11 protein-coding genes are annotated in these 16,441 nt (G+C 66.7%); 7 read left to right on the top strand and 4 right to left on the bottom strand.

The window, feature by feature from the left end:
• Window positions 1-72: 72 nt before the first annotated feature.
• Together AB0L58_RS00900 and AB0L58_RS00895 are read left to right on the top strand one after the other, a co-directional pair.
• Window positions 73-1,590: a methyltransferase gene (locus AB0L58_RS00900; protein WP_364378867.1), complete on the top strand. Its 1,518-nt coding sequence runs from the start codon at window positions 73-75 to the stop codon at window positions 1,588-1,590.
• A gap of 194 nt (window positions 1,591-1,784) precedes the next feature.
• The gene (locus tag AB0L58_RS00895) at window positions 1,785-2,753 is read left to right on the top strand and encodes a sigma-70 family RNA polymerase sigma factor (protein WP_364378864.1); all 969 of its coding nucleotides are present in this window, start codon (window positions 1,785-1,787) and stop codon (window positions 2,751-2,753) included.
• 278 nt (window positions 2,754-3,031) lie between these two features.
• Here AB0L58_RS00895 and AB0L58_RS00890 read toward each other — a convergent pair whose 3' ends face one another.
• Both AB0L58_RS00890 and AB0L58_RS00885 read right to left on the bottom strand, forming a co-directional pair.
• Window positions 3,032-5,800, bottom strand: a complete 2,769-nt coding sequence (locus tag AB0L58_RS00890; RefSeq protein WP_364378861.1) for a GNAT family N-acetyltransferase — start codon at window positions 5,798-5,800, stop codon at window positions 3,032-3,034.
• A complete protein-coding gene (locus AB0L58_RS00885) occupies window positions 5,793-7,070 on the bottom strand; it encodes an acetoin utilization protein AcuC (RefSeq protein WP_364378858.1) in 1,278 nt (425 codons plus the stop codon). Before AB0L58_RS00885 ends, AB0L58_RS00890 begins: the two co-directional genes overlap by 8 nt.
• A 198-nt stretch (window positions 7,071-7,268) precedes the next feature.
• Here AB0L58_RS00885 and AB0L58_RS00880 point away from each other — a divergent pair, with 198 nt between their 5' ends.
• Both AB0L58_RS00880 and galE read left to right on the top strand, forming a co-directional pair.
• Window positions 7,269-7,955, top strand: coding sequence for an iron dependent repressor, metal binding and dimerization domain protein (locus tag AB0L58_RS00880; protein ID WP_364378855.1), 687 nt, complete (start codon window positions 7,269-7,271; stop codon window positions 7,953-7,955).
• A 3-nt stretch (window positions 7,956-7,958) separates the two neighbouring features.
• The gene (gene galE / locus AB0L58_RS00875) at window positions 7,959-8,939 is read left to right on the top strand and encodes a UDP-glucose 4-epimerase GalE (protein WP_364378852.1); all 981 of its coding nucleotides are present in this window, start codon (window positions 7,959-7,961) and stop codon (window positions 8,937-8,939) included.
• A 105-nt stretch (window positions 8,940-9,044) separates the two neighbouring features.
• On the opposite strand, the gene AB0L58_RS00870 is transcribed toward galE, so the two are convergent.
• On the bottom strand, window positions 9,045-10,532 hold the full coding sequence (locus AB0L58_RS00870) for a DUF4192 domain-containing protein (protein ID WP_364378849.1): 1,488 nt from the start codon (window positions 10,530-10,532) through the stop codon (window positions 9,045-9,047).
• A gap of 197 nt (window positions 10,533-10,729) precedes the next feature.
• Window positions 10,730-11,452: a sensor domain-containing protein gene (locus tag AB0L58_RS00865; protein WP_364378846.1), complete on the bottom strand. Its 723-nt coding sequence runs from the start codon at window positions 11,450-11,452 to the stop codon at window positions 10,730-10,732.
• Window positions 11,453-11,716: 264 nt separating this feature from the next.
• Between AB0L58_RS00865 and AB0L58_RS00860 the strand changes: the two genes are divergently transcribed.
• The 3 genes from AB0L58_RS00860 (at window position 11,717) to AB0L58_RS00850 (ending at window position 16,436) form a co-directional block, all read left to right on the top strand.
• Window positions 11,717-12,661: a PAC2 family protein gene (locus AB0L58_RS00860; RefSeq protein WP_364378843.1), complete on the top strand. Its 945-nt coding sequence runs from the start codon at window positions 11,717-11,719 to the stop codon at window positions 12,659-12,661.
• Window positions 12,662-12,710: 49 nt separating this feature from the next.
• The gene (locus AB0L58_RS00855; protein WP_364378839.1) at window positions 12,711-15,209 is read left to right on the top strand and encodes a DUF3516 domain-containing protein; all 2,499 of its coding nucleotides are present in this window, start codon (window positions 12,711-12,713) and stop codon (window positions 15,207-15,209) included.
• Window positions 15,210-15,335: 126 nt separating this feature from the next.
• Window positions 15,336-16,436, top strand: coding sequence for a type III PLP-dependent enzyme (locus AB0L58_RS00850; protein WP_364380128.1), 1,101 nt, complete (start codon window positions 15,336-15,338; stop codon window positions 16,434-16,436).
• Window positions 16,437-16,441 lie beyond the last annotated feature (5 nt).

The following is a 16,441-nucleotide window of genomic DNA, read 5'->3' as shown; positions in this document are numbered from 1 at the left end:
TCGCGAGCACTGTCGTCGTGACACGACGAGCACATTTCGGTTGCTGACGTGTCGCGGTGGCAGAGTACCGGTGTGCCTACCAACCAGACGACCACCGGATCGCTACTCACCGCGCTGTGCCCCGATCTGCGGTCCGCGCTGATCCGCGTCGGCTATGACGCCGATACGCTGCTGGAAGTGCTCGGCGCCGACGTGCACGCCGCACTCGGTCGCTCCGAACCGGTACCGGTCCGGCGGGCGGCTCGCCAGGCGGGCGCCCTCGGCACCCTGATCCGCCTGTTGCTGCTCGGTGACGCACTGCCCGAACGCGAGGTCGCGGCGGCACTGGCACCGGTGGATATCGACCGCGCGGTGGCCGCGGGGCTGCTCACCCGCGACGGTGACGATGTCCGCGCGGCCCTCGACCTGCGCCCGCTCGACGCGGGCGCAGGCACCCGTTGGATCCTGTCCGACCTCGACGATTCCATGTTCCGGCGCACCCTGACCGAGGATCATGTGCTCGGTGTCGGCCACGCCTCGCTGTCGCTGCTGCGCGCCACACCGACTCGCCCCGTCGGATCGGTCCTGGACCTCGGCACCGGCTGCGGCGTCCAGGCCGTCCACGCCGCCGCCTACGCGGCCAGCGTGTCCGCGACCGATGTGAACCCGCGCGCCCTGTGGCTGGCCGAGGCGACTGCCGCACTCAACGGACTCGACATCGAACTCCTGGCCGGTTCCTGGTTCGAGCCGGTGGCCGGTCGCCGCTTCGACCAGGTGGTCGCCAATCCGCCGTTCGTCGTCGGCCCCGCCCGCATCGAACACACGTACCGCGACTCCGGCATTGCTCTCGACGGCGCAAGCGAATTGGTGATCTCGCAGGCCCCCAACGTGCTTGCCCCGGGTGGCACCGCAGCGATGCTGGCCGCGTGGGTGCACGTGGACGGCGAGGACTGGCGTCAACGCGTCTCGTCGTGGCTGCCCGCACACGGCGTCGATGCCTGGGTGGTCCAACGCGATGTCGCCGATCCGGCTCTCTATGTCGGAACATGGCTGCGTGACGCGGGTTTGGATCCGCGCGATCCGGCCGCACAGGTGCGCGCCGAACAGTGGCTCGACGCCTTCGCCGCCGCGGATGTCGAGGGCATCGGCTTCGGCTTCGTCTATCTGCACGCTGTCGACGGTCCGACCGAACTGCTCGCCGAGGACCTGACACACGGTTTCGACGATCCGCTCGGCGCCGAGGCCACCGCCTATTTCGCACGCTCGGCCTGGTTGCGTCGCGTCGCCGCCGACGAAAATCTTGCCTGGTCAACACGTTTCGTGGTCGATTCCGCGACCGCGCTGGAACGGGTCTATTTGCACGGCGAATTCGGTTGGAACCAGCAGGTCGCGCGGCTGCACCGTGGCGATGGTCCGCGCTGGCAGCACGAGGTGGACGAGTCCACCATCGCGCTCGTCGCGGGAATGCGCGCCGACGGTTTGCCGTTGCAAGAGCTGGTAGAACTGCTCGCGCTCGCCGACGGATCGGGCGAAGTCACCGAGGAGTTCGCGGCCGACGCATTATCCGTGGTAGCCGGATTGGTTCGCCACGGTTTGGTGCGACCTGTGTAACGAAGCGGCAACCGCTCGCAACCCGCCGGACGCTTCGCACACCGGCTGTTCCGACAGGGTGGGGTTCTCAGGAACTTCTCAGACGCGAGTGACGGAAACCGCAGTTCAGAGCGGTTTATCGGAGCAATAGCGGGGAACTTTCTACCTGTCGGGTCCGTTGATCGGAGTGAGACACCACCGACAGGAGGCAAGTCATGACAAGCCCCGCCACCACTCGTGTGCGCACCAGCGATTCGGACCTCGACGCCCAGAGCCCTGCCGCCGACCTGGTACGTGTGTACCTGAACGGGATCGGCCGTACTGCACTGCTCACGGCAGCCGACGAGGTCGAGCTGGCCAAGCGCATCGAGGCGGGCCTCTATGCGCAGCATCTGCTGGAGACCGGCAAACGACTGTCGGCCACCCGCAAGCGCGATCTGGCCATCGTCGTCCGCGAGGGCCAGGCCGCACGCTCGCATCTGCTCGAAGCCAACCTCCGGCTCGTGGTCTCCCTCGCCAAGCGCTACACGGGCCGCGGTATGCCGCTGCTGGACCTGATCCAGGAGGGCAACCTCGGTCTGATCAGGGCAATGGAGAAGTTCGACTACGCCAAGGGGTTCAAGTTCTCCACCTATGCCACCTGGTGGATCCGCCAGGCCATCACCCGCGGTATGGCCGATCAGAGCCGCACCATCCGCCTCCCCGTGCATCTGGTCGAGCAGGTCAACAAGCTGGCCAGGATCAAGCGGGAACTGCATCAGCAGCTCGGTCGCGAGGCCACCGATGCGGAACTCGCCAACGAGTCGGGCATTCCGGTCGACAAGATCTCCGATCTGCTGGATCACAGCCGCGACCCGGTAAGCCTGGATATGCCGGTCGGCAATGACGAAGAGGCACCGCTGGGCGATTTCATCGAAGACTCCGAGGCCACCTCGGCCGAATCCGCCGTGATCGCCGGACTGTTGCACCACGATGTGCGTAGCGTGCTCGCCACCCTGGACGAGCGGGAGCAGCAGGTCATCCGCCTGCGCTTCGGGCTGGACGACGGCCAGCCGCGCACCCTCGATCAGATCGGCAAGCTCTTCGGACTCTCTCGCGAGCGTGTTCGTCAGATAGAGCGTGAGGTCATGTCGAAGCTGCGCAAGGGTGAGCGGGCCGACCGCCTGCGCGCCTACGCCAGCTGATTCCCGCGATAACTCGTGCCGGTGATCCCGGCACGTGCCCATGACGCCGGACCACTCCGAGGCCGGTTCGGCGTCCGGCTTGGTGACCCCCGAACGGTCACCACGAAACGCCGACCGGTGACCGCGCGTCCCGCCCCCTCCGGGTTCGCGCGAGCCGGTCGGCGAACCTCCTTCATCACCGAATCAGTCATCGACCGCGACGTTCTCCGGTGCGGCAGATTGCTGTGTTGGGCGGCCGACGGCTTGCGTGATCTGGAGTGGCGGTGGGCTGTGAGGACTCAGCCGAGGCGGCGGGGGCCGGTGTCGAAGCGACTGGGTTGAGGGCCGAAGCGGGCTCGGGCGTAGAGAATTGCGGCGGCGTTGGCGGAGGCGAGGACGGGGTCGAAGGAGAGTTCGCGGATTTCGGGGAGGTCGTCGAACAGGGCCGAGACGCGTTGGGCGAGTTCCACCAGGGCTGGTTTGTCGACGCGGGGGCTGGCGGGAGTGCCGGAGAGGAGCGGGGCGGCGCGAGGGGCGTCGATGAGGGCGGTCGCTTCATCGGCGGTGAGCGGGAGGGCGCGGTAGGCGCGGTCACCGAGGAGTTCGATGATCATCCCGGAGAGGCCGAATCCGATGACCGAGCCGAAGGACGGATCATCCTGCACCCGCAGCACACAGCCGACACCGGGGGTGGCCATCTTCTGGATGTGCACGGCGGGATCCCCACACAGTTCCACCAGATGCGAATAGGCCTGGCGCACCGCCTCCGGACGCCACAGGTCCAGTCGCACACCGCTGAGATCCGGTCGGCGCCGCCACATCTCGCCGGTCGCCTTGGCCGCCACCGGATAGCCGAGTTCCTCGGCCGCCGCTGCCGCCTCGTCGGCGTTGCGTACCTCGCGGAATTCGACGACGCGAATGCCATAGCACTCCAACAGATCCACGGCTTCCAGATCGGTGAGCCAGCGCCCGTCGGATTCGCGCATCAATCCGGCGACGAGCCGCTTGGCGCGGTCCGCATCAATACCCGCCGGACGGATCACCGTCGACACCGGTTTCGTGCGCCACTGCGCATACCGGTGCGCCCTGGCCAGCGCCCGCGCGGCGCGTTCCGGATCCGGATAGGACGGTATCGAGCCATGCGCCGCCGTACCGCTCGGACCGCGCACCGCCAGCAAGTTCGGAATCCCTTGATCGGCAACGAAAGTGGTGAGAATGGGTTTACCCGCATCGGGCACGGCCGCCGCGGCCTCGCGAATGGATTCGGCGAATCCGGCCATCGGCAGTGGCACCGGTGGCGCGAAAACCACAATCACCGCATCGATCTCATCCGAGCGCAACGCGGCGACCACCGCATCCAGATAGGCGCCCGGCGTCGCGTCCGGTCCCAGACTCACCGGATCGCCGAGCGACTCCGCGTCCACCACGCGCTCGGTCGGGCGCGGGCGCCGCACGCCGTCGTAGGGCACCGTGGCAGGCCGCCGGACCTCGAGCCCCTCGCCGCGTGCGGCATCGACAGCCAGCCAGTTCAACGCCGCACTATTGCCGATCACGGCGACCCGTGGCCCCGCGGGCAGCGGCTGATAGCCCAGCAGCGCCGCACAGTCGAACAGCTCCGAAATCGAGTCGACCTGAACGATTCCCGATTGCGCGAACAGGTCCCGCACGATGGATCGGTCTATATCGCCGGTCGGCTGGGCCCGCGCGGCCAATCGCCCGCTGCTCACCGCGACGATCGGTTTACTGCGTGCGACCCGACGCGCGATACGGGAGAATTTGCGCGGATTACCGAAGCTTTCCAGATATAGCAAGATCACATCGGTGGCGGAGTCGGTATCCCAGTATTGCAGCAGGTCGTTGCCCGACACATCGGCGCGATTGCCCGCCGAGACGAAGGTCGACAAACCGAGGTTGCGCGCGGCGGCCTCACCGAGGATGGCCGCACCCAACGGCCCGGACTGACAGAAGAATCCGATACGCCCGCGCCCTGGCAGCACCGAGGCGAGGGTCGCATTCAACGACACCGCGGCATCGGTATTGGCGATGCCGAGCGCACTCGGTCCGACCACGCGCATCCCGTGTCCGCGGGCCGCGGCGACCAACTCGTGTTCGGCGACGACACCGCCTGCGCCGGTCTCCCCGAAGCCCGCGGTCAGTACGACCAATCCCTTGACACCCTTGGCCATACAGTCGTCCAGCACCGAACTGATCGCCTCCGGCGGCACGGCGACCACCGCGAGATCCACCTCATCGGGAATATCGCGCACGGTCGGGTAGGCGCGCACCCCGCGCACCGAACGCCGATTCGGGTTGACCGGGAACACCGGCCCCTGGAAAACCCCGGACAGCAGATTGGCCAAGATCACTCCGCCGACCCGGGCCGGGCCCATGGTGGCACCGATCACCGCGACCGAACGCGGTGCGAGCAGATTGCCGACACTGCGCGCCTCCGAGGCGCGCTCACGCGAATCCCGCACCGAGAGCAGCGCTTCGGTGGGATCGATAGCGAATTCCAGATGCAGCACCGAACCGTCTCTGGCCCGCTCCACCTGATAGCCCGCGTCACGGAATACGGTGACCATCACCGTGTTCTCGGCGAGCACCTCCGCGACGAACGTCTCGATCTTGTTCTCGGCGGCCGCACCCGCCAAATGTTCGAGCAGGATCGACCCGAGTCCGCGTCCCTGATGTTCGTCGGCCACCACGAACGCGACCTCGGCGGCGCGCGGTCCGGAGCGGTCGGTCAGCAGTTCGTAGCGGCCGACCGCGATGATCGCCTCACCGAGTACCAGCAGCAGACCGACCCGATCGTGATGGTCGACGTGCGTGGAGCGGTAGAGATCCTTGGGCGAAATGCGCGGGTACGGACCGAAGTAGCGCAGATATCGGGAGCGATCCGACAGTGCCGTGTGAAACTGCTGCAGCCGCTCGGCATCATCGGGCGTGATCGGGCGCAGCCGCACCACGCCGCCGTCGGAGGCGAGCACATCGGCGAACCAGTGCTGCGGCGGCGGCGGTGGCACCGCTGGCGTGCTCGGAGAGTCCGGAACAGGCGGGTTCTCAGTCACGGGGGTCCTCTGGATCCAGGCCGAGCAGCCCGAAGGTGGCTCGGCGCGTAGCCAAAACGGCCGTATCGATAGCGCGTTGCGCACGGTCGGTCCGCGCGTCACCGGTCTCCCCGGTGCCGCCGGGACCATCCCATGGGTGGTAGGCGGTGTCACCACCGTCTCCCATGGAGTGGGGCGGGTCGACGGTCGGTGCCGCGGAGCGGATCATATCGATCCAGTCTTGCGGCACCGCGGTTTCCGGTGCGATGGTACGGTCCAGCGCGGTCGCCAACAGATGCGTCCACGCGCGCGGCACCACGCGCACCAGGCCGTAGCCACCGCCACCGACGGCGAGCCAACGACCTTCGGCGTATTCGTCGGCCAGATCTCGCATGGCGATGAAGGCCGCGCGCTGACCGTCGACGGTCAGTTCCATATCGGCCAGTGGGTCCTCGCGATGGGTGTCGACACCGCATTGGCTGACCACGATCTGCGGCCGGAAGGCCGCCAGCGCACCGGGCACGATCGCGTGAAAGCCACGCAGCCACTGGGGATCCCGGGTGCCCGGCAAGACCGCCAGATTGATCGCGGTGCCCTCGGCGGCGCCGTGACCGATCTCCTCCGGCCACCCGGTATTGGGCCACAGAGTGGCCGGATGCTGATGAATCGAAAACGTCAGTACCCGGGGATCACCGTAGAAGGCGCGCTGCACACCGTCACCGTGATGCACGTCGACATCAATGTAGGCGATCCGATCGAATCCGTTGTCCAGCAGCCAGGAGATGGCCACGGCCGCATCGTTGTAGATACAGAATCCGGCCGCCGAATCCGGCATCGCGTGGTGCATGCCGCCGCCGATGCTCACCGCACGCCTGGTCCGTCCCCGAGCGATCTCGCGTGCGGCGGTCAAGGTGCCGCCGACGATCACGGAGGCCGCCTGATGCATCCGCGGGAAGACCGGATTGTCCGGTGAGCCGAGGCCGTACGGCGGTGCGAGCGGCGCACCCGCGGGCGCTGTGGCATGTTCAACGGCCTCGATATAGTCGGCGGTGTGGATGCGTAGCAAATCAGACACTTCGGCCTGCTCGGGCACCAATCGCTCGACACCGTCTAGTAATCCGAGACTTTCCGCCAGGGCCATGGTGAACTTCAGGCGCGCCGGTTTCATGGGGTGCTCCGGGGTCCATGCATAGTCGAGGAAGCGGTCGGTCCAGACAACGGTCGCGGATCCCGCCTCGAGATCACCTTCGTCGAGCGGCGTGGACTGTTCGCCGTGCGGTGCAGTGGCCATGCTCGCAACGCTACGCGGGAAGGTAACAGCCCCGTTGGGCGTTCGTATGCAGTAGAAATACAAGCGAGAGCGAATACGGTGACAGGCCGTGCGCCGACAGAATTCCCACAGCGCAGTCACGGGTGTAGCGCGAAACCACGCGGCACGCGGGGGTGCCGACGTGCGTGGGTAGAATTCGTGCCGACGAAGGGGTAACAGGTGAAGGATCTGGTCGACACCACGGAGATGTACCTCCGTACCATCTACGACCTCGAGGAAGAGGGCGTAGTGCCCCTGCGTGCGCGTATCGCCGAGCGCCTCGAGCAGAGCGGCCCGACAGTGAGCCAGACCGTCGCGCGGATGGAACGCGATGGTCTGCTGCTGGTCGCCGGTGACCGCCATCTCGAACTGACCGAGAAGGGCCGCAGCATGGCGGTGGCCGTCATGCGCAAGCATCGCCTCGCCGAGCGGCTGCTGGTGGACATTATCGGGCTCGATTGGCAGAACGTGCACGCCGAGGCGTGCCGCTGGGAACATGTCATGAGCGACGATGTCGAGCGGCGGCTGGTCGAGGTGCTCAACAACCCGACCACCTCCCCCTACGGCAACCCGATTCCGGGCCTGGACGAGTTGGGCATCGCCCCGCCGAACGCCGCCGAAGAGACGCTGGTGCGGTTGTCGGATCTGCCGCACGGTCAGGTGCACGCGGTCGTGGTGCGTCGCCTCGCCGAGCATATTCAGACCGATCCCGAGGTCATCGGCCAGTTGCGGGAGGCGGGCGTGGTGCCCGACGCCCGCGTGACGGTCGAGACCAAGCCCGGTTCGGTGGTCATCACCGTGCCCGGCCACGCCGGTTTCGAGCTCTCGGACGAAATGGCCCACGCTGTCCAGGTGAAGTTGGTCTGAGGCGTGAAACTTCTGGTCACGGGCGGCGCGGGCTATGTCGGTGGGGTCTGCGCACAGGTTCTGCTCGAATCGGGGCACGAGGTCGTGGTGGTCGACGATCTGTCGACCGGCAATGCCGAGGGCGTGCCCACCGAGGCGCGGTTCGTCGAGGGTGATGTCGCGGTCGCCGCACCGGCACTGCTCGAGGCCGAATCCTTCGATGGTGTCCTGCATTTCGCGGCGCAGTCGCTGGTCGGTGAGTCGGTGCAGCAGCCGGAGAAGTACTGGCACGGCAATGTGGTGAAGACGCTCGAACTGCTCGAGGCGATGCGCCGCACCGAAACGCCGCGGCTGGTCTTCTCCTCCACCGCGGCCGTGTACGGCGAACCCGAACGGGTGCCGATCACCGAGGACGCGCCGACCCGGCCGACCAACCCATACGGTGCCTCCAAGTTGGCCATCGACCATGCCATCACCTCCTACTCGATCGCACACGGTTTGGCCGCGGCCAGCCTGCGCTACTTCAACGTCGCGGGCGCCTACGGCGGTCTCGGCGAAAACCGGGTGGTGGAAACCCATCTCATCCCCCTCGTTCTCCAGGTCGCCCTCGGTCATCGCAAGGCGATTTCGGTCTTCGGCACCGACTGGCCCACACCCGACGGCACCGCGGTCCGCGATTACATCCACATCCGCGACCTCGCCGATGCTCATCTGCTGGCCCTGAGCTCCGCGGAATCCGGCATCCATCGCGTCTTCAATCTCGGCAGCGGCACCGGTTTCTCGGTCCGCGAGGTGATTTCGGCCTGCGAGCGCGTGACCGGACTGCCCATCGCCGCACAGGACGCGCCGCGCCGCGCCGGCGACCCGGCCACCTTGATCGCGTCCAGCGATCGCGCCATCACCGACCTCGGCTGGCAGCCCAAGCACAATAACCTCGACGAAATCGTCGCCGATGCATGGGAATTCCTGCGCGACCTCGGTCCGCTGGCGCACAGCGCCAAATAGGCCGGTTTCCCGCCATCGAGTGCGGTCACATGGTGGTGCGGCCCATGCCACATCCACCATGTTAAGCGCCGACTCATCCGTGACCACCCGAGAACGCGAACAGGCTCACCGGACAACTGGCCCAAGGTCTATGCCGAGGTCCGCGGCGATGCCCAGCCCACAGTAGGCAAGGCGGCGCAGCGTATCCGGGCGCATCCCGGTGCGCAGGGAGATCTCGAGCAGACTCGCCATGGAATGAGCGGGGTCCGCTGCCAAGGCAGCTTGCAGCGCGACGCCGGCGAGCGGCCCGTCACCGCGGATGTAGGCGCCATAGCCGAGAAGTGTTGCGGCATCGGCACGGTCGCTGCCCGACAGTGCCTGTGTCAGTGCTACCCACAGAGTCTCCGCAGGGGCGGCGTGATCTCCGACGGCCAGCCCGAACAGCGCGTCACGCACCGTCCGATCACGCAGCACTGCGGCCAGTTCCGCGTATTCCCTGGCGGTGAGGGCCATACCGGATTCGATATTGGCGATCTGCCACAGCACATGTTCAAGTGCCCATCGATGATATCCATCAGGATCACCGCGCCGGACGGCCGCCGCGTACCGCTCGTGCGCGAGTTCGCGGGCACTGTCGAGATACCCCGCGACCTGCTTCGCCAGTTCCACATCCGATGCGACCAGATCGGTCAGCTCCGAACGGGTACCACGAATCGGCCGCCCCTCGAGCACATGCGCCACCGTCACCATCGATGTCGCCGGATCCGGCAGCTTCCCACGGTGATTCGTATCGAGCATGCTCCACCACGGCTGCTCCGCCTCGATGGCGCGCACCACCCAGGCACCCTCGAGGTACACCTCGGCCCGCGCCAGCCGCCGCGCGAATGCCGCTATGAGCGCGCCCCACGGTCCCGGGGTCCCCGTACCGTTTCGGCGTGTGCGCCGCGGTTCGCGCACTCGATCGTCGACGATTACCGCAAGTACTTCTGTCGCCCCCTCCGCCGCACAGATATGCGAAACACACTCCGCGTACGCCGCCGCGAGCCCGCGGCGACTCCCACCCTCCTGATCCAAATCGAACCGCACCACCGCATCGATGATCGGACTCTGCTCCGCATCGGTCGTGCCACGCAGCACAGCCACCACCAACGACCGCTCCGGCACAAATCCGACCATGGCGGGCACCGCGACTATCAATTCACCAGGATCATCGACATGCAGTGCTTCTCCCGAAAGCCGATCCCCGAATTCCGGGGGCGGTTCGGCACAGATTCCCGGGCGCGGCGCTGTCCCGAAACCTCGTGTGCACTGCGACGATTCGTCGTCGACGTCGGGGTCGAAGAAGGACTCCGAATCTATTCGGGCAGCAACCTTGTCCGTAGGCCACGTTCGATACGCATACGCCTCGACGCTGTCGCCGTCGATTCGCACCGCGCCGCCGGTATCCGCGGCGTCACTCGAATACTCGACATCACGCCGATCCGAGTCGCCGACACGCGCTGGGCGGGCGGACTTGCGGAGGTGAACGGTGGGGCTCGGGCAGAAACCGGTCCGGGGCGATGCGCCATCACCAGGATCTCCGAGGGCGGAAGCGGGGTTCGTGGAAGTCGTCATGCGTCGAGGATGCGCGCCCCCACCACGACGCTCCGTACGCTGACCTGGGGATATCTCGGGACCGAATTGTCCTGTGGAAAACATTGGGACTGTGGACGAATCGGGAACCGAATGCGGAAGCGGCGGCAGCTGTGTCGGTGCGACCTGCTACTGTCCGGCCGTGAGCTCCCGCCGCCGATCGGCGGAACCGATGGTATTCACCCCTTTTCGACCCTCCGCACCGCCGTCGTGAACAGTTCGTTCAACGCCGTCGTATCCGGCTTCGCATCGCCGAATGTCATGTACGTCACCGTGATTCGCACATCGGCGACCTGCCCGGTCAGCGTCTGCATCGACTGCGTCAACCCGGCCGTGCTTACCTGCGGCACCACCGTACGGCGCAGTGCGAGTGTGTCGTCGACATCGATCGGAGGCGGCGTTTGCAGTTCGGTGGTCACCGTCGTTGTCGCTCCCGCCTTGCTCACGTGCACCTGCTGACACCGTTTCAACTGCTCACGCAAGGCCGACAGCGGCTGCCCGGTCCTGGTCAATTCCACGGTCATCGTGGCGCGTGTCCGGTTGTCGGTACCCACCGCGACGGCCGTCTGATTCGAACCGAATTGCTGAGCGGGCGGGACACATCCATCGGGCTGCACTGTCGCACCGCGCCCGACCCCGGTCAGATCTCCCGCCGCCTGCGCGGCCGCCTCCGGTGGCAGCACGACGGCCTCGTACTCGGCCGGGAACTGCGCGGCATCGGGCATCAGCGTCGAAAGCTGTGCCGCCACCTGCTGGGTCCCGGTATTCGGTGCGGAGGCCGCTGGATGTCCGGTCACCGTCGACGAGCAGCCGATGAGCAGAACTGCTCCCGCGGCGAGGGGCACCCAACCCGATACCCCGAATCCGCGTGGCCCCCTGCGCGTCGAATTCGGCACAGTCACCGCACCACTGTGCCAAACTCCGCGTGCCCGCCCGCGCCGCCACGCCGATTCTCCGAGTGAGCCGCACGTGATCGCCACTGGTGACCGGGTCGGGAATGTGCGGGGCACCACCGATGTTGCCCTCTCTTGTGGGTCGGTGTCGCCCATGGCAAACGTGTGTCGGGGTCATGGGGGACAATGGACAGTGGTTGACCGCCGCGAATTGCCCAACAGGCCGATGAACCTGAAAGCTCGCATCGGTGAACCGCGCAGGAAGGAGACGCGATGGACCACGAGTCGCGAATGTACGAGTTGGAGTTCCCAGCTCCGCAGCTGTCGAACGACGATGGCTTGGGTCCGGTCCTGGTACACGGACTGGAGGGCTTCACCGATGCCGGGCATGCGGTGCGGCTGGCCACGACGCACCTGCGCGAGAGCCTCGAGAGCGAGCTGGTCGCCTCGTTCGATGTCGACGAGTTGCTGGACTATCGCTCGCGTCGTCCGCTGATGACGTTCAAAACCGATCACTTCTCCGATTACGCCGAACCCGAGTTGAACCTCTGGGCGCTGCGCGACACGTCGGGAACCCCGTTCCTGCTGTTGTCGGGCCTGGAACCGGATCTGCGCTGGGAGAAATTCACCACCGCGGTGCGGCTGCTCGCCGAACAGCTCGGCGTGCGACGCAGCATCGGACTGAGTGCCATCCCGATGGCAATCCCGCATACCCGCCCGCTCGGCATCACCGCGCACTCCTCCGACCGCGACCTCATCGCCGACCATCAGCGCTGGCCCGGCGAACTACAGGTCCCAGGCAGCGCGTCCTCGCTGCTGGAGTACCGGATGGCCCAGCACGGCCACGAATCGGTCGGCTTCTCGGTGCACGTGCCGCATTACCTCGCGCAGACCGCTTACCCGGAGGCAGCGCAGACCCTGCTCGAGCACGTCGCCGACAACGCCGGCCTGGAATTCCCGCTGGCCGCGCTCGGTGAGGCCGCCGCGCGGGTGCGCGAACAGGTCAACGAGCACATCGCGGGCAATTCCGAGGTCGAGACGGTGGTGCACGCGCTCGAGCGCCAATACGACAGCTTCGTCACCTCCCAGGAGCGCCAGTCGAGCTTGCTGGTCGGTGACGGTGAACTGCCCAGCGGCGACGAATTGGGCGCCGAATTCGAGCGCTTCCTGGCCGAGCAGGGTGGCTACGACGGCGGCGAGGGCGAACAGTCAAACTGACCCGATCACCCTGACGGCGCCGTAGACGGCTGCCCGTAGGGTGGTCGGAGTGGATCTGACCGAACTGCTCGAGATACCGGGAACCGACGCCGACGCGCTCTACGAATCGTTCGGGGCGTGGGCGGCCGAGCAGGGCACCCCACTGTATCCGGCGCAGGATGAGGCGCTGCTGGAATTGGCGTCCGGGTCCAATGTCATCCTGGCCACCCCCACCGGGTCCGGAAAATCCCTGGTCGCGGTTGGCGCGCACCTGTTCGCGCTGACTCGTGGCCTGCGCACCTACTACACCGCACCGATCAAAGCCCTGGTCAGCGAGAAGTTCTTCGCCCTGTGCGACGTCTTCGGCGCGGACCGGGTCGGCATGGTAACCGGTGACGCGGCGGTGAATCCGGAGGCGCCGATCATCTGTGCCACCGCCGAGATCCTGGCGAATATGGCACTGCGCGAGGGCGCGGCCGCCGATGTCGGCCAGGTCGTGATGGACGAATTCCATTTCTACGCCGATCCGGATCGCGGCTGGGCCTGGCAGGTGCCGCTGCTCGAACTTCCGCGCGCCCAATTCCTGCTCATGTCGGCCACGCTCGGCGAGGTCGACTTCTTCGCCGCCGATCTGGAACGCCGCACCGGCCATCCGACCGCCATCGTCGCGGGCACCGAACGTCCTGTCCCGCTGAGTTTTTCCTACGCCCGCACGCCCATCACCGAAACGCTGGAAGATCTGGTCACGACCAATCAGTCACCGGTGTACGTCGTGCATTTCACCCAGGCCGCGGCCTTGGAACGCGCCCAGGCGCTGACCAGCGTCAACTTCGCCACCCGTGCCGAAAAGGATGCCATCGCAGCGGCACTGGGCGATTTCCGCTTCTCCTCCGGCTTCGGCAAGACCCTGTCGCGGCTGATCCGCCACGGTATCGGCGTACATCACGCGGGCATGCTGCCCAAGTACCGCCGCCTGGTGGAGCGTCTGGCCCAGGACGGTCTGCTGAAGGTGGTGTGCGGCACCGACACCCTCGGTGTCGGCATCAACGTGCCGATCCGCACGGTACTGCTGACCGGCCTCACCAAATTCGACGGTGTGCGCACCCGCAGGCTCAAGGCCCGCGAATTCCATCAGATCGCGGGCCGCGCGGGCCGGGCGGGCTACGACACCATGGGCACCGTCGTCGTGCAGGCTCCCGACCACGAGGTGGAGAACACCCGGCTGCTGGCCAAGGCTGGCGATGATCCGAAGAAGCAGCGCAAGGTGGTGCGCCGCAAACCGCCGGAGGGCTTCGTCTCCTGGAGCGAGGAGACCTTCGATCGGCTCGTCGTCGCCAATCCGGAACCGATGGTGTCGCGCTTCAATGTGACGAACTCGATGCTGCTCAACGTGATCGCCCGCCCTGGCAATTGCTTCGACGCCATGCGCCATCTGCTCGAGGACAACCACGAGCCCCGCCCCGCACAACGCCGCCACATCCTGCGCGCCATCCGCCTGTATCGCGCCCTGCGCGATGCCGGTGTGGTGCAACAACTTCCGGAACCCGACGCACAGGGTCGCCGCGCCAGACTCACCGTCGACCTGCAGCGCGATTTCGCCCTCGACCAGCCGCTGTCCCCCTTCGCTCTCGCCGCACTCGAGCTGCTCGACAAGGACGCGCCCGGCTACACCCTCGACGTCATCTCCCTCATCGAATCGACACTCGAGGATCCGCGCCAGCTGCTCATGGCCCAGCAGCACAAGGCCCGCGGCCAGGCGATCAACGAGATGAAGGCCGACGGCATCGAATACGACGAACGCATGGAACTGCTGGAGGAGGTCACCTGGCCCAAACCCCTGGCCGAGCTGATCGAACCCGCCTTCGAGACCTACCGCGCCGGCCACCCCTGGATGTCGGAATTCGCCCCGTCTCCCAAATCGGTCGTCCGCGACATGATCGAACGCTCGATGACCTTCGCCGAGCTGATTTCGCACTACGAACTCGCCCGCTCCGAGGGTGTTGTCCTGCGTTATCTCGCCGACGCCTATCGTGCGCTGCGGCGCACCGTCCCGGAATCCGCGCGCACCGAAGATCTCGACGATATGACCGAATGGCTGGGCGAACTTGTGCGCCAAGTGGATTCGAGCCTGCTCGACGAATGGGAGCAACTCACCAACCCGGGCGCGGAGACCGATGCCGATCAGCTCGCTTTCGGCGCGGAATCGGTGCGTCCGATCTCGGCCAACGAACGCGCGTTCAAGGTGATGGTCCGCAATGCCATGTTCCGTCGCGTCGAACTCGCCGCGCTGCGTCGCTGGGAGGCCCTCGCAGAACTCGGCACCGGGCCGGACTGGGCGGCGGAGCTGGTCCCCTACTTCGACGAGTACCAGAGCATCGGCACCGGCCCGGACGCTCGCGGTCCGCAACTGTTCCAGGTGGCACAGCGCCCCGGTTTCTGGCAGGTGCGTCAGGTGCTAGACGACCCCGCCGGGGACCACGGTTGGGCACTGGCGGCGGTGGTCGATCTCGCCGAGTCGGACGCCGCGGGCGAGGTCGTATTCGACGAGGTCACGGTAGTCGCAGGGTGATCATGATCAAGGTGTCGTCAACGAGTTGGTTACCGGGGGCATCGCGCTGATACTCTCTCGCGCGGTGCCCGAACGACGGCCGACCCCCAAACGACGGAGAGTTCCCTTAGATTGACCGGTTCAAACCTGCCCGAATCGCCCTATCTGGTCATCCACCCAGAGCGGGTGCGCGAGAATTACCGCGCACTCCAGACCGCGGTACCCGGAGCCCGAATTCGCTTCGCGGTCAAGGCGAGTCCGGTGCCGGAACTCATCCGTCTGCTCGACGACCACGGGGCGGAGTTCGATGTCGCCAGTGTCGGTGAGATCGAACTGTGCCTGCACGAGGGCGTCGACCCGACCCGCATGTGCTACGGGAACCCGATCAAGAAGGCCGCCCACATCGCGATCGCCTACGCCGCGGGTGTGCACCGCTATGCCTTCGACACCGAGGACGATCTGCTGCGCATCGCCGAGTACGCGCCGGGCGCGGAGGTCGAGTGCCGGTTCCTGTCCTCGGCGCCACAGTCGACGACGCCCTTCGGCACCAAATTCGGCTGCTCTCCCACCGAGGCGCTGCGCCTGCTGATCCGCGCCCGCGATCTCGGACTGATCGTCGGTGGTCCGTATTTCCACGTCGGATCCCAGCAGACCGACCCGCGGGCCTGGCGCATCGGTATCGAACAGGCCGCCCGCATCGTGGCCGGGCTGGCAGACAAAGATATTCGGGTGCGGTCGGTCAATATCGGTGGCGGACTGCCCATTTCGTACGTCGAGGCGGCACCCGCGCTCGACGATGTCGGCGCCGTCATCGCGGCCGCCACCGCCGAATACCTGCCCGAGACCGCCGGACTCGTCGTCGAGCCCGGCCGCGCGCTCGTGGGTTCGGCGGGCACCATCCACGCCGAGGTCATCGGCGTGCGCATCGCGCCGGACGGACGGCGCTGGGTGTATCTCGACATCGGCCGCTACAACGGAATGGCCGAGACCGAGAACGAGTACATCGCATACCGCTTCGTCACCGAACGTGACGGAGATCCCGTGGACGAGGCGGTGGTGGCCGGACCGACCTGTGATGGCGACGATGTACTGTATCAACGCACGAAGGTCCTTCTTCCGACCTCGTTGCGAGCCGGTGATCGCATCCAGATCCTCGATACCGGTGCCTATACCGCGAGCTATTCGTCGGTGTCCTTCAATGGTTTTCCGCCCTTGACCGTTCATGTCTCGGGCGCTGAGCGAGAGTGAGTTTG

This window comes from Nocardia sp. NPDC052112, assembly GCF_040680135.1.
Taxonomy (GTDB): Bacteria; Actinomycetota; Actinomycetes; order Mycobacteriales; family Mycobacteriaceae; genus Nocardia.
This window is presented reverse-complemented; position numbering and strand designations above follow the sequence as displayed.